At 58.8% G+C, this 14,693-nt stretch carries 18 protein-coding genes; 9 read left to right on the top strand and 9 right to left on the bottom strand.

What is annotated here, in order from left to right; genetic code table 11:
* Nucleotides 1–10: 10 nt before the first annotated feature.
* Both M5C98_RS11275 and M5C98_RS11270 read right to left on the bottom strand, forming a co-directional pair.
* Nucleotides 11–226 carry a hypothetical protein gene (locus M5C98_RS11275; protein WP_272552823.1) on the bottom strand — a complete coding sequence of 72 codons (216 nt, stop codon included), beginning with the start codon at nt 224–226 and terminating at the stop codon, nt 11–13.
* Nucleotides 227–245: 19 nt separating this feature from the next.
* Nucleotides 246–731 (bottom strand): PH domain-containing protein, encoded by a 486-nt coding sequence (locus M5C98_RS11270; protein WP_272552821.1) that lies wholly within the window; start codon nt 729–731, stop codon nt 246–248.
* Between the two features lie 125 nt (nt 732–856).
* On the opposite strand from M5C98_RS11270, the gene M5C98_RS11265 reads away from it, so the two are divergent.
* The 4 genes from M5C98_RS11265 to M5C98_RS11250 all read left to right on the top strand — a co-directional run bounded on the left by M5C98_RS11265 (nt 857) and on the right by M5C98_RS11250 (nt 2,957).
* On the top strand, nt 857–1,246 hold the full coding sequence (locus tag M5C98_RS11265; protein WP_272552819.1) for a hypothetical protein: 390 nt from the start codon (nt 857–859) through the stop codon (nt 1,244–1,246).
* Nucleotides 1,247–1,264: 18 nt separating this feature from the next.
* Nucleotides 1,265–1,546, top strand: coding sequence for a hypothetical protein (locus M5C98_RS11260; RefSeq protein WP_272552818.1), 282 nt, complete (start codon nt 1,265–1,267; stop codon nt 1,544–1,546).
* A gap of 177 nt (nt 1,547–1,723) precedes the next feature.
* On the top strand, nt 1,724–2,248 hold the full coding sequence (locus M5C98_RS11255; protein WP_272552817.1) for a GNAT family N-acetyltransferase: 525 nt from the start codon (nt 1,724–1,726) through the stop codon (nt 2,246–2,248).
* 487 nt (nt 2,249–2,735) lie between these two features.
* Nucleotides 2,736–2,957: a hypothetical protein gene (locus tag M5C98_RS11250; protein WP_272552815.1), complete on the top strand. Its 222-nt coding sequence runs from the start codon at nt 2,736–2,738 to the stop codon at nt 2,955–2,957.
* Nucleotides 2,958–2,969: 12 nt separating this feature from the next.
* On the opposite strand, the gene M5C98_RS11245 is transcribed toward M5C98_RS11250, so the two are convergent.
* Nucleotides 2,970–4,325 carry an IS5 family transposase gene (locus M5C98_RS11245; protein WP_272552814.1) on the bottom strand — a complete coding sequence of 452 codons (1,356 nt, stop codon included), beginning with the start codon at nt 4,323–4,325 and terminating at the stop codon, nt 2,970–2,972.
* A gap of 50 nt (nt 4,326–4,375) precedes the next feature.
* On the opposite strand from M5C98_RS11245, the gene M5C98_RS11240 reads away from it, so the two are divergent.
* From M5C98_RS11240 to M5C98_RS11230, 3 genes are all read left to right on the top strand, one after another.
* Nucleotides 4,376–4,810 carry a hypothetical protein gene (locus M5C98_RS11240; RefSeq protein ID WP_272552812.1) on the top strand — a complete coding sequence of 145 codons (435 nt, stop codon included), beginning with the start codon at nt 4,376–4,378 and terminating at the stop codon, nt 4,808–4,810.
* 574 nt (nt 4,811–5,384) lie between these two features.
* Complete coding sequence (locus M5C98_RS11235) at nt 5,385–6,758, top strand: hypothetical protein (RefSeq protein ID WP_272552810.1); 1,374 nt, start codon at nt 5,385–5,387, stop codon at nt 6,756–6,758.
* Nucleotides 6,759–6,813: 55 nt separating this feature from the next.
* Nucleotides 6,814–7,616 (top strand): IS5 family transposase gene (locus tag M5C98_RS11230; RefSeq protein ID WP_272552809.1). Its coding sequence is split into 2 segments (ribosomal slippage): nt 6,814–7,141 and nt 7,141–7,616, totalling 804 coding nucleotides; the frame shifts between segments, so codons are not numbered across the junction.
* Between the two features lie 54 nt (nt 7,617–7,670).
* Here the strand turns inward: M5C98_RS11230 and M5C98_RS11225 are convergent.
* Complete coding sequence (locus tag M5C98_RS11225; RefSeq protein WP_272552808.1) at nt 7,671–8,450, bottom strand: SprT-like domain-containing protein; 780 nt, start codon at nt 8,448–8,450, stop codon at nt 7,671–7,673.
* An 81-nt stretch (nt 8,451–8,531) separates the two neighbouring features.
* On the opposite strand from M5C98_RS11225, the gene M5C98_RS11220 reads away from it, so the two are divergent.
* Both M5C98_RS11220 and M5C98_RS11215 read left to right on the top strand, forming a co-directional pair.
* Nucleotides 8,532–8,789: a hypothetical protein gene (locus tag M5C98_RS11220; protein WP_272552807.1), complete on the top strand. Its 258-nt coding sequence runs from the start codon at nt 8,532–8,534 to the stop codon at nt 8,787–8,789.
* Between the two features lie 122 nt (nt 8,790–8,911).
* Nucleotides 8,912–9,322 carry a hypothetical protein gene (locus M5C98_RS11215; RefSeq protein WP_272552805.1) on the top strand — a complete coding sequence of 137 codons (411 nt, stop codon included), beginning with the start codon at nt 8,912–8,914 and terminating at the stop codon, nt 9,320–9,322.
* A 2-nt stretch (nt 9,323–9,324) separates the two neighbouring features.
* On the opposite strand, the gene M5C98_RS11210 is transcribed toward M5C98_RS11215, so the two are convergent.
* From M5C98_RS11210 to M5C98_RS11190, 5 genes are all read right to left on the bottom strand, one after another.
* Nucleotides 9,325–10,977, bottom strand: coding sequence for a conjugal transfer protein TraG N-terminal domain-containing protein (locus M5C98_RS11210; protein ID WP_272552803.1), 1,653 nt, complete (start codon nt 10,975–10,977; stop codon nt 9,325–9,327).
* Between the two features lie 24 nt (nt 10,978–11,001).
* Nucleotides 11,002–11,250 (bottom strand): hypothetical protein, encoded by a 249-nt coding sequence (locus M5C98_RS11205; protein WP_272552801.1) that lies wholly within the window; start codon nt 11,248–11,250, stop codon nt 11,002–11,004.
* Nucleotides 11,251–11,525: 275 nt separating this feature from the next.
* Nucleotides 11,526–11,942, bottom strand: a complete 417-nt coding sequence (locus M5C98_RS11200) for a hypothetical protein (RefSeq protein ID WP_272552799.1) — start codon at nt 11,940–11,942, stop codon at nt 11,526–11,528.
* Nucleotides 11,939–13,333, bottom strand: a complete 1,395-nt coding sequence (locus M5C98_RS11195) for an integrating conjugative element protein (RefSeq protein WP_272552797.1) — start codon at nt 13,331–13,333, stop codon at nt 11,939–11,941. The genes M5C98_RS11200 and M5C98_RS11195 overlap by 4 nt, the downstream gene beginning before the upstream one ends.
* Before the next feature lie 40 nt (nt 13,334–13,373).
* Nucleotides 13,374–14,666: a TraU family protein gene (locus M5C98_RS11190; protein ID WP_272552795.1), complete on the bottom strand. Its 1,293-nt coding sequence runs from the start codon at nt 14,664–14,666 to the stop codon at nt 13,374–13,376.
* Between the last annotated feature and the right edge of the window lie 27 nt (nt 14,667–14,693).

Below are 14,693 nucleotides of genomic sequence, written 5' to 3'. Positions count from 1 at the left end.
GATGATTTCCTCATTTCGTTTTGGGATGGGTCAGTAGGAGTGCCACGCTGCCGGCCAAGGAGCCCAGTCCGCCGACGCGAACCAGGCCATGGAACGACGATGCGTCGTCCCAAAGCAGGCCCACACCAGCGCCGGCCAATATGGCGCTCGCGATCGTGAGCGCACGCAACAATGCGGTTTTTTGCTCGGCGATGATTTTCTGCCGGATGATTTCAAAGGATTTCATGCGTTGATGCATAGATTTTTTAATAATCGAATGCACGGACGCCCTTCGCCGCACGACAACTTTCCACCGCATCGCGTAGCATTTTTGAAACACCGGCTGCATCTGGCACGGCATCGATTATCAGTGTGGGATTGGTGCTGTCCGTGGTGAGCAAGATGATTTGCCCGCGGCCGAAAACGGTTTGCAACAAATTACCCGAGACGGACAAGTCCTTGACCCGGTAGAGTTCGAGCGCTTCGATTTTCTTGACGATTATTCCCGAGTGTTCCAGCAACCGCTGGTCGGTCAGCACGTAATGGTGATTCGCCGTTCGCAAATACCGATACAGCGCCCAGCCTACCGGCAGGACCAGCCAAAAAAAGAGCAGGGCGAAAACGAACACGCCGGCATTGCAGACCTGACCCTGGCCAGCGGACCAAAGCACGCGGGTTTCGATTTGGTGGGCAGGAGAGACGCCGGCGTGGCTCGCCAGGCGAGCGGCATCGGAAGCATGGTTCTTGGACATCGGCAGCAATGTAGGTGCGCAAGGGCCGGACGTCAGCCGGAAACCATCCGGCACGTGGCGCACGGTTTCGGCTTGACAGCCACCGGTTCTCATGGCAATCGAAAAATCAATGACTGGGAGGTCATATGGCGAACGCTTACGAAAACAACGAGGGGAAATGGATGGTCCTGAGCATGGCGAGCATCGCTGCCATCGCTGGTGCGACCGGCTTGGACATGGCCACCGCCATACGGGTCACGGGCTACACGTTCGTAGTAACGCTGCTCGCGGGATTCGTCATCCACTGCTTTGACACCGACTCGATCCTGGGAATCGGAAACACCTGGCCGCTGTTCCTGGGCCTGATGGCGTGTGCATGGTTTCCCGCCATCAACCATTGGGCCTACGGGGCCGTTCCTGACTTTGTGCCGCGGGAGTTGTTCAGCGTGTGGTGGGCCGAGTGGTACACGAAACTGGGCGCGTTCGCGCTGCTGTGCCTGTCCGGTCACGCGGTGAATCGGCTAGTGCGTGGTTGATCGATCGGAAGCGAAAAGATGAAAAGCCTTCTCGAACAAGCCCTCGATGCGCGCTGCGTATTGGCCAATGCGCGCGTCATGCAGTCTTTCGATCCTGATCAGGGAAATGCGCAGGAGAGTCGTGCCTGGTGGATGGCATATGCGCTGGGATTGCGGCATTCGGCTGCAGACCTTCCGCCGGTGTTTTTCTCGGGCGAAGCCACGCTGATGCTGGGCTGGAGACAAGGGCAGTTCGATGCCGATCACACGCCTTTACCCATCGTCCTGGAGACCGAGAGCCTGGCTGCCGAGTTCAGCTAACTGCTGGGGAAGCAGATTCCCTGACTGCAGGGCCCAGCCGAGGCCTGTCCGGTCACGCAGTGAATCGGCTCGTGCGCGGTTGATCGCACCCCCCGAGTCATCCTGGATTCGGAGCGCACGCGGACTGCTTGATTGGCCGCCACCTGACGCAAAAAAGATTTCAAACAGGGAGGTACCGTGAGTAATTTTCTTTCTCGATGGCTTGTGCAGCGTCGGCTGGCACACGCCCCCAAAATCACTGTGGATGTCACGCGCAACTACTACATGACTTTCACATCACCCAATCCAGACGTGAAGGTGGTCATCAGAAATGAGGCCGGAACCCCGGTGGGAAGGGCTTGCTACGCAGTGTCCCCACTCAATGATCGGGTCTACATCTACGAAGTGGAGATGCTGAGCGCACATCGCCGGCAAGGCTATGGCACCGCTTTGCTGCTATTTTTGGCCCGGACCTATGATCTGCCAATCACCGTGGTGAAAGAGCTTTACAGCGCGTGCAGCTTTTGGCGATTTGCCAGGGGATTGGGCAGTGCGGGAATCAGATTGACCCAGCAGCTCTCCGTTTCCGACATGGCGTCCGAAGCGGAGCGGTGGTCGCATTTACAGCCAAAGGCGCGACAACTGGAAGAGGTAATCACTCATCGCTTGTCCGTGGAGAGGCTGCCGTGGAGTGAGGCGACCACACGTGGACTTGGTGTTTAGCGACTTTTTTTTCCTCCATGGATTTGAACCTTGGCAATATTGCCCTGACGATGCGCAGTAATATTCAGCGAGCTCTTGGATAGAAACTTCGTTTTTAGCCGAATTTATTCGGCAATCAATGATCTTGCGTGGGCAATTAAGGGATTATGTTCACTCTTGATGCCATCGTCATTGAAATTTAGATGACAAGCACAACAGATCTGAAAATTCTAAATCGAATTCTATGGGCCTTTGCAATTCAAAACCGACACTTGTCTACTCTCCCAGTCCCTCGACCAGCTCACGTTCATCATCTGCGCCCAGCAAAGCCTCAAACGACCAGAGGGCACGCAGGCAATTGACTGCGGACGGACCACTTGCGGGATTGCGAGGAAGATCGCAGTCCACAAATGTGGAGGGAACTAGTCGGGGCGCCGGACATTGGGGTTCGGTACTTTCCTCCATTAACAACCCAAGTGGTGATCAGCGTATCGCACGCGCTCTTGGCTTGGTGAAAGATATTTATTTGAATTCTGCCACCTTGCGCGACCGCTTAGACACCGTTGCTCGCGAAGGAGGAGCCACCATCCACATCGTTGCCGACGATGAAACAGGACACTCCTATGGTCACGCAGCAACGCGGGTCAGCGACAGAACCATTTTGCTGACTGAATCGACTGCGAGCGATATCGACGGCAATCATCACCAACTGTTAAATAGTCCGCCCTGAACAATCCCGTTTTCAGCCGCAGGCAGATCGGAGTCCATGCGCTACGGGGATCATTGCAGCAATGACCGCCTGCATGGACAGCCCGAATCGGGCGCACAGAAGCCGCAGCGCGGCCAGGATCAGACGCAGGTTGTGCCCGGCGCCGCACATCACCGCATGCAGCGCATCGCCCAGCGCGCCCTTGAGCGGATTGCGGGCGAGGCGCCCGTCCATCTTCATGTGCCCGGTCGCCGGCTCGATGGCGCTGCGTCGACGGATCATGGCTTTCAGCGTCCGGGTGACGCCGCGTCTTTGTCCCGCGCGCAGGATGCACACGCCTTCGACCTCCACGCCCCGGTAGCCCTTGTCCACGATGGCCGTGGCGGGCGGCCTGTCCGTGCCTGTGAGGATGCCCACCTGCTCCAGCGTCTCGGCCAACGTGTGGCCGTCGTAGGGGTTGCCTGGCATGGAGCGCATGCCCACCACCAGGCCTTCCTTGAGCGTGGTGGCGATGCTGACCTTCACGCCGAACTCGTAGGGTGTCCTGGCTTTGCCCTTGCTGATGCACTCCACCTCGGGCGCGTGCAGGGCGTACAGCTTGTTCTTGTCCTTGGGTGCCTGGGTCAGGATGCGACCTGTGCGCTGCAGCAGGTCCTGCACCTTGGCCCGGGCCGTTTCTGGCAGTCCGTGCAACTGGCGGGCGACCTCACGATGCACGCGGGCGACACGGGTGCGCAGCGTGCGCACGGCCTTCCTCATTCGCTTGAACTGCTTGGCGTGTGCGTAGCGCCCGATCTGCATGGCCAGGCGAGGGGCCACCCGGTTGTAGTTCTGGCGCAGCTTGAGCCCGTGCTCTTCGGCGGCCTTGACCAGGTGCTGCCGGCTCTTGTCCAGCAAGCGGCTGTCGGTGGGGTGCGCAATGGCTTTGGGCATGACGGTGGTGTCCACGATCACCTGCTGCGCACTGGCCTTCTGGATCACGCCGCCACGCCGGGCGGCCTCGATGCTGGCGGCCAGCAGCGTCTCCACGCCTTCTTCCCCAATGCGCTTTCTCCAGCGCGTCAGGCTGGACGGGTCGATGGGCGACTCGGTCTGCAGGTAGGTCTCGCCACAGAAGAACTGCCAGTACGGGTTCTCCACCCAGGTGTTCACCACGGCCTCATCGGAGGCGTCGAAGGTGTGCTGCAGGTACAGCAGCCCCGCCACCAAGCGCGGGGGCAAGGCGGGCCGGCCACGGCCGGATGTGAACGAGGCCGCGAACGTGCGCTCGATCTCGGCCCAGTCGATCAACGCGGCCAGCTTGACCAGCGGGTGTTTCATGTTGATCTGCTCGTCCAGCCGTGGACGGAACAGCTCGGCCGTTTGCGGCAGCGAAGGCTTCGGGGCCATGGAATCTCCGGAGGAATTTGCAAGAAAACAGGTACTGGCAAAACCATACCTTGCAAATCCCGCGCCCATCAATCAGAAAAAATGCGAACCAGATCAACGGCTTGCGGGTTGTTCAGGGCGGACTAAATACTCTCTTGATTGAACTCACCAATTTGGGCAGAGCGACTGATTTTCAACAAGTCAACGTCGAATTTGCTCAAGGGAAAATAGGTGTTGCAAGGGCTGCGCATAATAAAGAGCGTGTTGAATATGGGACCATTGAAGAGATGTCCAGATATTACAGCGAAGCACGCCCTGAGATCGAGGCTGCGGGCTACGGAAATCCTTCACTTTGGTATATGGCGAGCGACGCATATACAGGCGTTCCAAGTCCCAGCTATCAGTCATTCGAAGACTATTATGCTGTCGCTCGAAATTCAGGACATACTGACGTCTACACTGATTTTTATACCAGATGGAAGAACTCCATGGAATCGAGTGATTGAACCAAGATCGGCTATGCAAACAGTGATTTTTTGATGTTGAACTTGGCAGCCATTGAGAGTGGCTAACAAAACCTCTCGACGAAGCGCAAGCAGATATTCTTGTCTGAGTTTTTGGCTGATCAAGGCTCGTTTCATTTACACGGTGACGCTGCTCAGCCTTGCAAGTTCCCGGTTTTGTTAGCGACTCTTAGCGCGATACGCCAAGTAGCCAGATGCTGAGCGCTTGGTTCCGTGGATGCGATGCAGCAGGCCTGGCCGGGCCCGCCTTTGAGCAATTGCCAGAGCAAGCGCAACCAGCGAATCGCAGGAGACCGCCCTCTCAAAACCTCCGAATACGCAAGTTTTAGCGTCTTGGCTCGTTGTTTTACAAGAGCGTCGTTTGGCTGGAATCGGGGTTTTGAGAGACTCCCATTTGCTTCGGATATTTGCAAACGTCTTCGCGTTCATGTTGGGTGGATCCGAGCATCCCTCGAAAATTTTTCAGCGTCGAAGAATAAAATCGCCCTCAAAAAATTCGGCAGCAAATTATTACCCGCTTCGCAAGCCGCACCTCGAACCGCTTCATTTGCCTATCATGAAAAATGTAGTTTCCAAGTTTTTTTGCTTTTCCAGTCCTAGACATGATTCCGATCCGAGCGGCCGCGATGCGCAAGACGTGGTCGGCACAAAAACACCTTCAAAATCCAAGTCAAACCACCCCCCTTCAGGGTTGACGCATAAAAAACCTTCCAATGGCGCATCTTTAAGGAAGTCAAATCAGATCAATAACCATAATTCAAAAATAATTGATCTCTTTTCTTCTTGCATCAAGGGCTCCGAATCGAAGACTGAGCGTGCTCAAAATATTTTTCAAAAAAACCGCTTGCTTTCGTTGGAGAGAAAAAACAAAGCTCGTGCAGACGCCTTGAGCGGGTCATTCGATACCGCTCCAGATACTAGGAAAATTGTCGAAAAAAAATCAATCAAACAGATTGCAAGCGAGTCTGGCGTTTCGACCGATGAGCTTGAAAAACATTTTCAAGATCGGCTCGATGATTTTTTTGAAAAAACCAAGAATTCTAACTGGCGGTCTTATGGAGAATATACCCCATTGGTTGAAAACCTTTACAACATCTTTCTGCACAGCCAAGATGAGCAAGCCCCTTCGTGGGTTAAAAAAGCTCGCAGCTTTGATTCTTTCGTGGCGCATTTTTGCCCCCAAGCAAGCAAGAAATCCCAATCAGATCTTATTTCTCAGATTGAATATTTTTGCCGCCAATCATTACCACCGATGCTCCAGCGGACCTCCCGCTGGGGAGCGGATAATGATAATACTCAACCCATCTACAATGGTCCTAGAAATTGGTTGAAATTTCCTCAAGCATTAGTGACCAGGGAGGTGATCGAGGAAGCCCGCGAGTTAATCAACAATGGATACTGGGAAAAAGACGATCTCTTTGTACATGGAACAGGCTCTGCGGCAATTGATAACTTTGCAAAGAATCAAGCAATTTGGTCTGCATCATTGGCAATCAGCAAAGGAGACAAAGTCGCGACAGGAGAATTTGCAAGTTACATATCTTCACATGACGGGGAGACTTCAGTCAGTGGAGGTAATTCCGGTTTGGGGAACGTTTATACGAGTGAGGAAGGACTAAGCTCACAAAGCTACACAATGCAACGTTGGTTTGACGAGTTCCCAGTTACATTCGGAATTAGCCAGACAAAACAAAAGGAATACAACGTACATAATAAGGTGGAGCGATCATATAGAAATCCTGGCAACGAAGGCATTACAGTGGGTCCAATCGTTCCTTTGGAAAATGTGGTGGCAATATCAGCACCTAAAGCAGACGAGGCGCGAGTCAGATCATGGATCGAAACCCATTGCCCTCACGCCCAATTCATATCGTATGAGGCAGCTACGCTTTTAGACTCCAAGACTTTGCTTGGTTTGCTACCTCATTGATAAGAGTCGTTAACAAAACCGGGAACTTGCAAGACTGAGCAGCGTCACCGTGCAAATGGAACGAGCCTTGATCAGCCAAAAACTCTGGCAAGAATGCGAGCCACTGGTACCACAGCCGAAACCCTCGCCCAAGGGAGGCCGGCCGCGGAGCGACTACCGCGCCGCCTTCAACGGCATCCTCTTCGTCCTGATGACTGGCATCCCATGGGAAGACCTGCCGAAAGAACTCGGCTTGGGCAGTGGCATGACCTGCTGGCGACGTCTGCGGCAGTGGCAACACGAAGGCGTCTGGGATCGACTGCATCAGGCGCTGCTCCATCGCCTGCGCCAGTACGACCAAATCGACTGGAGCCGCGCAAGCATCGATGGCGCGAGCGTTGCAAGCCCCCGGGGGGCGAAGCGACCGGTCCCAACCCGACCGACCGGGGCAAGCTCGGCAGCAAGCGTCATGTCCTGACCGATGCTCGCGGCGTGCCGCTGGCGATATTGGTGAGCGCAGCCAATAGGCACGACTCGATGTTCTTCGATAGTGTGATCGACGCCGTGCGACCTGTAGGAGGTTTGCAAGGCAGGCCAAGGAGACGACCGGACAAGCTGCACGCAGACAAGGGCTACGACTACGACAAGTGCCGCAAGGCGCTACGCGAGCGTGGCATCCAAGTGCGCATTGCACGACGTGGCGTCCAGAGCAGTGAGCGGCTCGGGCGCCATCGCTTGGTGGTCGAGCGCACGCATGCCTGGATTGCAGGCTTTGGCAAATTGCGCATCCGTTTCGAACGACAGCTGGACACCCATCTGGCCTTGCTCAAGCTCGCCTGCTCCATTATCTGCCTGCGCTTCGTCGAGAGGTTTTGTTAGCCACTCTAAAGACAATAGCTGCACAGTCTGACGAACCCAACCGCTGAATCTCCGTCAGCGCTGCGCTTCAAAATCTTTCCTGCAACTGCCACAAATTAGCAGCAACCCAGGCTTGCCCCACACCTGTTTCTCACACGGGCAAACGTACTTGGCACGGTTCGATTTGTTCGCTGCGGGCTTGGGATTCCACTCACCATCTTCGCCCGGAATGGCCGCTGGATTGACCAAGCTGGCCATCACGGCGATGGACTGCGCCGGCACGCTGCCGCCGCCCACCGATGCGGCCAGGTGCATGCCCATGCTGCCCTGACCCGCGCGCACGTGTTCGGGCGCAGGGAAGCGGTCATACCAACTGATCCGGAATGAGCGGGTGAGTAACTCGGCGCAGGCCTTGAGAAACGGCCCGCCCTCGATGGCGTAGTCCGCCATCATGTCGCCCGTGCGCTTGCCACCGGGCTGGCCGGTGGAGGAGGGCATCAGTCCGATGGCTTCCATCTTCGATGCCCACTCCTCGTTGTGGTATCGGCCACGCCCTGGCTTTCCGAAGTGCGATTGCCACAGGTGGCACATCTCATGGACGAGGGTCTGCATCGTCTCCACCACCGGCACCACGGCGAAATAGGCAGGATTCATGGCGATCTCGTCCGTCATGCCTCCGTCCAGGTTGGCGAAGCGCTGGGCCGAGAAGTACCCGCACGTGCGCTTTTCGCGCTGCAGCGTAATGAGACAGCCTGGCAGGGTGCCGCCGAAGAGCGTCTCGTTGAAGTGGTTGTACGCCTGCTGCAACTCCGTGTAAGTCTGCTGTGTGGGCGTCGTGTTGGAGGGCTGGCTCATGGCTTGGAGAAGTCGGATCTTGATTTGTATTGTGCAATACAAAGACAATGGATCACAATCGCAATATGGGAGAAAGAATGAATGGGTTACCTGTTCGAAACCATCGTCAGCGCCATCTACCGGCAAACCCGGGCAGGGCAATCACCGCCTGTCCGGTTGGTCCTGAATCCAGTGCAGATGCGGCAATTGCTGGCCGAGCATGCCGCCGGTTGCAGGGAACTGGGCATTGCCGTGCGGCCGGTCGACGGGATTCTGGGAGTTGCCATTGCCGTCGAAGCGACGGCGGCCGGATTCCTGGTGACTGCCTCCGGCATCGACGTGCCGCTGATCGCCCATTAGCTGAGACCGGCACGGATGTGGGTTTCAGCAGAAAGTTACAAGCCGTGCGCTCGCAAAGCATTGACACGCCAACAGCGCCTGTCGATGATCGCTGGCACAAATAACAAGGGAGCCTTCAGGCCATGCAAACAAAAACGAACCACTATTTCTGGCGACTGCTCTTTCATGGCGGCAAATTCCTGCTGCGCGTTTCGGTCATCCTGGCCCTTTGGGTACGTGACTCGTTGGTCGAGTTTCTCCGGGTATTCAAACCGCTCCTTCGCTCAGTGGAGTCGCAGGCCCGTGAAGCCGCTGCTGCAGGAAGCTTCAGGGCCAGCACCCGGCCAAAGAACGCCTTCAAGATCGGCGCTTTCCTTTTTGGCGCCTTGGCAGTAATTGGAAAGATTTTCCTGTTCATACTTTCGACTGCGCCGGATTTCGATGAAAGGAAAGAGGATTCCATACCAGATGGTTGCATTGATAGCTTTGGAACGCCAGATATAACGAATACAGCACATACCGACTGGCCGTTATATTACGGCCCGCGGAAGTGATTTCATAGTTTTGTAATTGTTTTTCCTACTGCCTTAACAGGGCCAGCAGTGCTGCCTGCGCTACTTTTAGCCAGTCCTTCCGAACTCTTCATCATTTCATTCAGCTGGGTGCCAATATTTATTCCCACCCATCCCATCATGATTGTCCAGACCATGGGCAAACCTACAAAAAGGCAAATCATCAGGATATTCAGGATCATCCGCTTGTAACCCGATGAGGCCATGGACCCGGCAAGCTGTGAGATTTCCTGCACGAAGATGTTGCCCTGCGCTCCGGGGTACATCGCGTCGATGAGCCTGGCGTCGATCCACTGGGCGATGAACCACATGGTGGCCCAGAGTTTCACGGTGAAGATCGCCACCGCCCCATAGAACAGCACGCGCAGGTCGTAGCCACTCAGGAAGGTGATCAGCGGCAGGAACATGTAGATTGCCATCAGCACCAGTGCCTGGATCATCGGCAGGCCCGTGATGAGCGGCTGCATCGACAGGCTGGCCAGGGTGGCTTCCCAGCCCACGCCGAGTACCGTGGCCGCGCCCACGACGGTCCGGCTGAACGAGGTCACCGTATCGTAGTCGGTGCCCATGATGCGATCGGGGTCCACGAACTGGGGGTTGGCCCGCTTCTGCGCCAAGCGCGCAAAAGCATCCTTGGCCTGGTCCATGCTGCTCCAGTTCATGGCAGTGCCTGCCACCTCCACGAGTTTGCCGAAGCTGCCGGCGTGGCCCACCATCTTCTCGCGCACCCCGTGCGAGCCGTCCTCCCACCACTGCTTGCACGTCGGCCGACCCCACTCGGGGTTGACCACACCGGAGTGGGGTGGGGCGATGCCGCTGGCCGGGTTGTAGTAGTCGATGTCCCGGGAGAAATCCACCGGGAAATCCGGCACCGGGTTGTAGGAACGCATGTCGGCGTAGTAGCCCGGCTCCGTGCGAAACAGCTGGCTGCCGATCCAGTCCACGTCCGTGGGGCCGTACTCCTTGTTGTCCACCGCCACGATGCTTTGCCCCGTCGGCGACAGGGCGCCGCTGGCGGCGGCCAGGTAGCGGCTTCGGGCCGGGATGAAGCACTCGCTGTAGAAGCGCTGGATGGCGTTGAGCACGCGCGGGTCCTGGATGGTCGCGTTGCGGGCCATGTCCTCGACCATGCGGATCTGCCGGTCGCCTGATCGAATGCCGGCGCGCACGGCGCGGTTGATGCCCGAGGAGATGGCCATGGTGGAGAACCACCAGGCCGGCACCTGGGAGAGGTTGCCTGCCGTGCTCATGGTGCCGTCCGACGCATCCTTCATCGCCGCGTCGTAGCCCGAGCCCGTGCCGCCGTTGCGCGAGACCATGGTGGGGTTGGGCTCCTGGGGGGTCGCGTCGGGCAAGTAGCTCAGGTTGACGGAGCTGAGCGACGTGATGGGCGTCGTGGCGAAGCACAGCGACATCACGAACAGGGCGACGATGATCTTCGTGCCCACGCTCTCCAGCAGCGGCAGCACGCCAGCGCTCTCCAGGCCTTGCTCCTTGGCGTCGCGCCAGGCGTTGAAGAGGATGACCGCGAAGGGCACGATCACCAGGCCAGTGCCGGTGATCACCTCGCCGATGATGTTGGCGAAGGCCCACCCGTACATGGTGGTGAAGATTTCGAGGTAGCTGTCGAGCTGCATGGTGGTGCGGAGGGTGACGTTGGATCAGTGCAATCGGCGGGGCGTGCCGACCAATTGGCCAGGCTCGTCGTAAGAGGGCGCAGCGAACTCCTCCAGCGTGGCCAGGAGCGCGGCGGGCAGGGCCTGGCGATCAGGCTCCTGCAGGGCGTGCAAGAGCCCGACGAGCAGGCGGTGGACATTGCATTGCTCCAGAGTTGTTGGGCACACGCAGGACGTGGCTGCAGAGCGTGGCTTCGGCGCAAGCAAGGCCGATTTGAGACAGATCTTCGACATCGATTTCTTTGTGGTTCAGTGCTTCAAAAATCTCACAGCCGAAATCTCGGCTGTGAGATTGGTCGGTGCCTCGGCACCAGATTCAGGGGGACGGTGCTGTAACAAGGGCGGTTCGGGGCAGGTTTTCGACATCGTTTTTCTTGGTGTTTGGGCCTTTGAATCTCACTGCTCCATTTGAAGAAGTGAGATTTTTCAATGAAATCAATGGCTTGAGTGGTCCCAACATCTCACTGCGCAAATCTGCGCAGTGAGATCGAGCGGCGCCGGCACGCCTGTCATGCCTGCAGCCAGCGCAGCAAGGTGGTGGGTCCGATCGGAATGAGCAACAGGTAGGCGATGCAGAACGCCATCACCTTCGGCCGCAGCGCAATCACCTGTGCATGCTCCTGCGGCCGCACGATGCCGCGGCGTGCACCCCAGGCCACGATGGCGTGCCACCAGATGCCGATGCCGGCCACCGCGATGCACTGCACCAGCGCACCGTAGTGCCGAATGTCGGTCGCCCAGATCTGGAGCGTGGCCAGGGTCTCTGGCCGCACCTGCAGGTGCGACAGCAGCGCGACCAGGACGAACCCCATCGCGCTGGCGCCGGCCAGCCAGGCCAGGCCGATGAACGCCAGGCGAAGCAGCTGGCGCCGTGGCGCTTTCGCTTCATCTGCAGGCTCTTGCGGATCGAGAGGCTGCGTGCTCATGGCGTCACCTTCACGCGACCGTTTTCCATCGGCTGGGGATCGGCTGCCCGCCCATCGGGCACGCGCATCGAGCGCGAGTCGGCCTGGAACTGGCTGCCCATGATGGCCAGGGCCGTGTCGGAGGTCAGTTCCTTCCGAATCCGGGCCTCGAACATCAGGTCGTTGATGAATTGCGTCAGCCGGTCGATCTGCGACTGCGTGTCCCGCATGGCGTCGCCCGCGGCCGTCACCTCGGGTAGGCTCAGGCCCGTGAGCAGCACGGCGCGCGCCACCAGCGCCTTGTCGATCACCCGGTGCATCGCCAACTCCTGCCCGAGCCGGGTCACAGCGATGCCGCGCGTGTCGGGAGGCAGCTTGCGCAGCGCGTCCAGCAGCTGCGGGCTGATGGCCATGCCGGGCGCGGCGATCGTGTTCAGATCGGCGTAGGGACTGCCCGAGGGGGCGCCTGCCATCGCCTGCAGCTTCGGCAGCACCTGGTCCACCTCCGCTTCGTACTTCGGGCCCAGGCCCGACGCCGTGGTCACCGCCGTCGCGGTGGGGCAATCCGCGCTTTGCGAGCAGGTATAGACGCGCTTGTCGCCCAGCACCTCGGTGGTGAACTTGGCCAGGTCGTCCGGCGATGCGAAGGCCTGCACCAGGCGCGTGGACTTGTCGGTCGAGCCGGCATAGCTGGTGCTGGAGGAGGCGGTGACGGACTTGTTCAGCGTGGCGTTGTAGCCAGCCACCGAGAGATCCCGGATGGGACGAAGGGGGAGCGAGTTGATGCCGCCCGCCTTCTGGCCGAACACCCAGTTGACGCCCGTGCGCTGCGCTTCCTCGTTCTTGTTGATGTCGATCTTGGCCTGCACGATGTCGCCGGACGTATTGGCCTTGACCTTCCAGGCATCGCCCTTGGCCATCTTGATCCAGTCCTCGTAGGGATTCTGGCCGGCCCGGATCATGGCCTCGGTTTCCTCACAGGTCTTGAGAGAAGAGGCGACCAGCAGATCCGCCTTCTGGCTGTAGTTCTGGAAGAGCTGGTACAGGCCCGGCTGGGCACGCTGCAGGACGTACAGCGGCAGCGAGGCGATGCCCGCCTGCAGGGCATTGGTCACCTGCTGACCCAGCCGCGAGATGTTGTTCATGATGTTGCCCCAGGACATGCCCACATCGAACTTGCCGCAGGAGTAGTTCAGGCGCAGGTTGGCCTGCAGGCCCAGGGCCTGGGAGGTCTGCCCGCGGTTGTTGGCGGCGCCGCCCGGCGTGCCGCCGCCCATGCGGTAGTAGAGCGTGGAGTTGGAGACGGGCTGTGCATGGACAGCGGGCGTGCTGACCAAGGCGAATACGCAGACGATTGCCGCCGCGATGGCGGTGCGCCGAGGGGTGGGATGGGTGGAAGGTTTGGCGGTCATTGGAGAGCAGGGACGGGTGCTTGAGGCAGGTTTCGGGCGGTCATGGGACCGAGAACAGGTAGATGCCGCGGTTTTGGCAGCAGTCGTATTTGTTCCAAAGGTTCCAGACGTAGCCGTTGGCACTGGTGCGGCCATCGCCGAAGGAAAGCAGTGATAGCGAGTCGTTTTCCCCGAACCGCACGCAACTGGTATCGGTTCGGGGATACACCATCGACCAGCGGGTGTCGGAGTCCTCAATGGATGAGAAATACTTGTAGCCGCCACTGGTCTCCAGGCGCTTGTAGATGTGGGGTTGCGCGCGCTTCTTGATGATGCTGGCCACGCGTTCCGCAAGCACGGCCGAGGCCTTGACCGGATGCTGCTGGACCACCTCTCCCGTGCGCGGGTAGATGCTGCCCCAGGTACTGGCTATTGCCGAATGGCTCACCTCCTTGCGTGTGGGCACCCAGGCAGATGGGTACAGCATCTCCACCGGCAGGATGCCGCGCCAAAAGAGCGCATCCAGTTCGGATTGGTAATGCAAGCCGAATGCGGAAGCGCCGCCCGGACAGAACAGACTGCCCACACCGAGGTCGGTGCTGCCGCCAGCCAGCGAGGCGATGGAGACGACCTGCTGCAGGGGCCCCAGGTCGATGCCCGCGAGAGCCGCGCCATTCATGCCCAGGGTCGCCAGCCCGCTGGTGGAGCCCAGGAAGCTGCCGACGTTGCCGGCCGCCGACTGCAGCTGCGACAGGCGCCCGGGAAGGCTGGAGATTTTCCCGATGATGTCCATCGGCGCCTTGGCCAGGCTGGCGGCTCCCTGCAGGACCGAGTTGGCGGCATCCATGGGAACGGACATCCATTCGCGCTGAATGTTGGGCAACTCTTCGGAGGGGAAGTCCATCAACTCCGTGAGGCCGGGTATGCCGAACACCGAGGGGACGTTCGGCAGAGTGCCGCTGGACAGGACGCTCGCCACCATGCCCACGGGATTGCCGATGGCGTCCGCTCCCTTGAAGGTGGTGATCTCGGTGTCATCGCGCGCCGTATCGGCCGCAGAATCCAGCGGCATGCCGGCCATAGCAGAACCGACAACGGCCATGGTGGCGGCGATCGGCTTGCCCACCTCCAGCCAGGGATGCATCAGCGGGTCGTTGTAGGTACTCACGATCGCATCGGGCACGTAATGGCTCACGCGGATCGAGGAGAGGATGGCGCAGCCCTTGATCGTGCAGCGCAGGAAGAAGCACATCCCCTTGACCTGGTAGGACAGGCAACTGGGGAAAGATTGCAAGGTGGCGGTCAGGATCGCCACGGTGTTGGTGGTCTGCGCAAGCAAGGCACCTGGCGCCATGGCAAATGTGCCAGCCACGGCCAGAGC

Source organism: Acidovorax sp. NCPPB 3576 (genome assembly GCF_028473605.1).
Classification (GTDB): domain Bacteria; phylum Pseudomonadota; class Gammaproteobacteria; order Burkholderiales; family Burkholderiaceae_C; genus Paracidovorax.
Note: the sequence above shows the minus strand (reverse complement) of the source record. Positions and strands in the feature narration are given on the sequence as shown.

Coding starts and splice junctions, on each gene's coding strand:
- M5C98_RS11275 (WP_272552823.1), bottom strand. CDS start 226: ATGAAATCCTTTGAAATCATCCGGCAGAAAATCATCGCCGAGCAAAAA.
- M5C98_RS11270 (WP_272552821.1), bottom strand. CDS start 731: ATGTCCAAGAACCATGCTTCCGATGCCGCTCGCCTGGCGAGCCACGCC.
- M5C98_RS11265 (WP_272552819.1), top strand. CDS start 857: ATGGCGAACGCTTACGAAAACAACGAGGGGAAATGGATGGTCCTGAGC.
- M5C98_RS11260 (WP_272552818.1), top strand. CDS start 1,265: ATGAAAAGCCTTCTCGAACAAGCCCTCGATGCGCGCTGCGTATTGGCC.
- M5C98_RS11245 (WP_272552814.1), bottom strand. CDS start 4,325: ATGGCCCCGAAGCCTTCGCTGCCGCAAACGGCCGAGCTGTTCCGTCCA.
- M5C98_RS11235 (WP_272552810.1), top strand. CDS start 5,385: ATGAAAAATGTAGTTTCCAAGTTTTTTTGCTTTTCCAGTCCTAGACAT.
- M5C98_RS11225 (WP_272552808.1), bottom strand. CDS start 8,450: ATGAGCCAGCCCTCCAACACGACGCCCACACAGCAGACTTACACGGAG.
- M5C98_RS11220 (WP_272552807.1), top strand. CDS start 8,532: ATGGGTTACCTGTTCGAAACCATCGTCAGCGCCATCTACCGGCAAACC.
- M5C98_RS11215 (WP_272552805.1), top strand. CDS start 8,912: ATGCAAACAAAAACGAACCACTATTTCTGGCGACTGCTCTTTCATGGC.
- M5C98_RS11210 (WP_272552803.1), bottom strand. CDS start 10,977: ATGCAGCTCGACAGCTACCTCGAAATCTTCACCACCATGTACGGGTGG.
- M5C98_RS11205 (WP_272552801.1), bottom strand. CDS start 11,250: ATGTCGAAGATCTGTCTCAAATCGGCCTTGCTTGCGCCGAAGCCACGC.
- M5C98_RS11200 (WP_272552799.1), bottom strand. CDS start 11,942: ATGAGCACGCAGCCTCTCGATCCGCAAGAGCCTGCAGATGAAGCGAAA.
- M5C98_RS11195 (WP_272552797.1), bottom strand. CDS start 13,333: ATGACCGCCAAACCTTCCACCCATCCCACCCCTCGGCGCACCGCCATC.
- M5C98_RS11190 (WP_272552795.1), bottom strand. CDS start 14,666: ATGGCGCCAGGTGCCTTGCTTGCGCAGACCACCAACACCGTGGCGATC.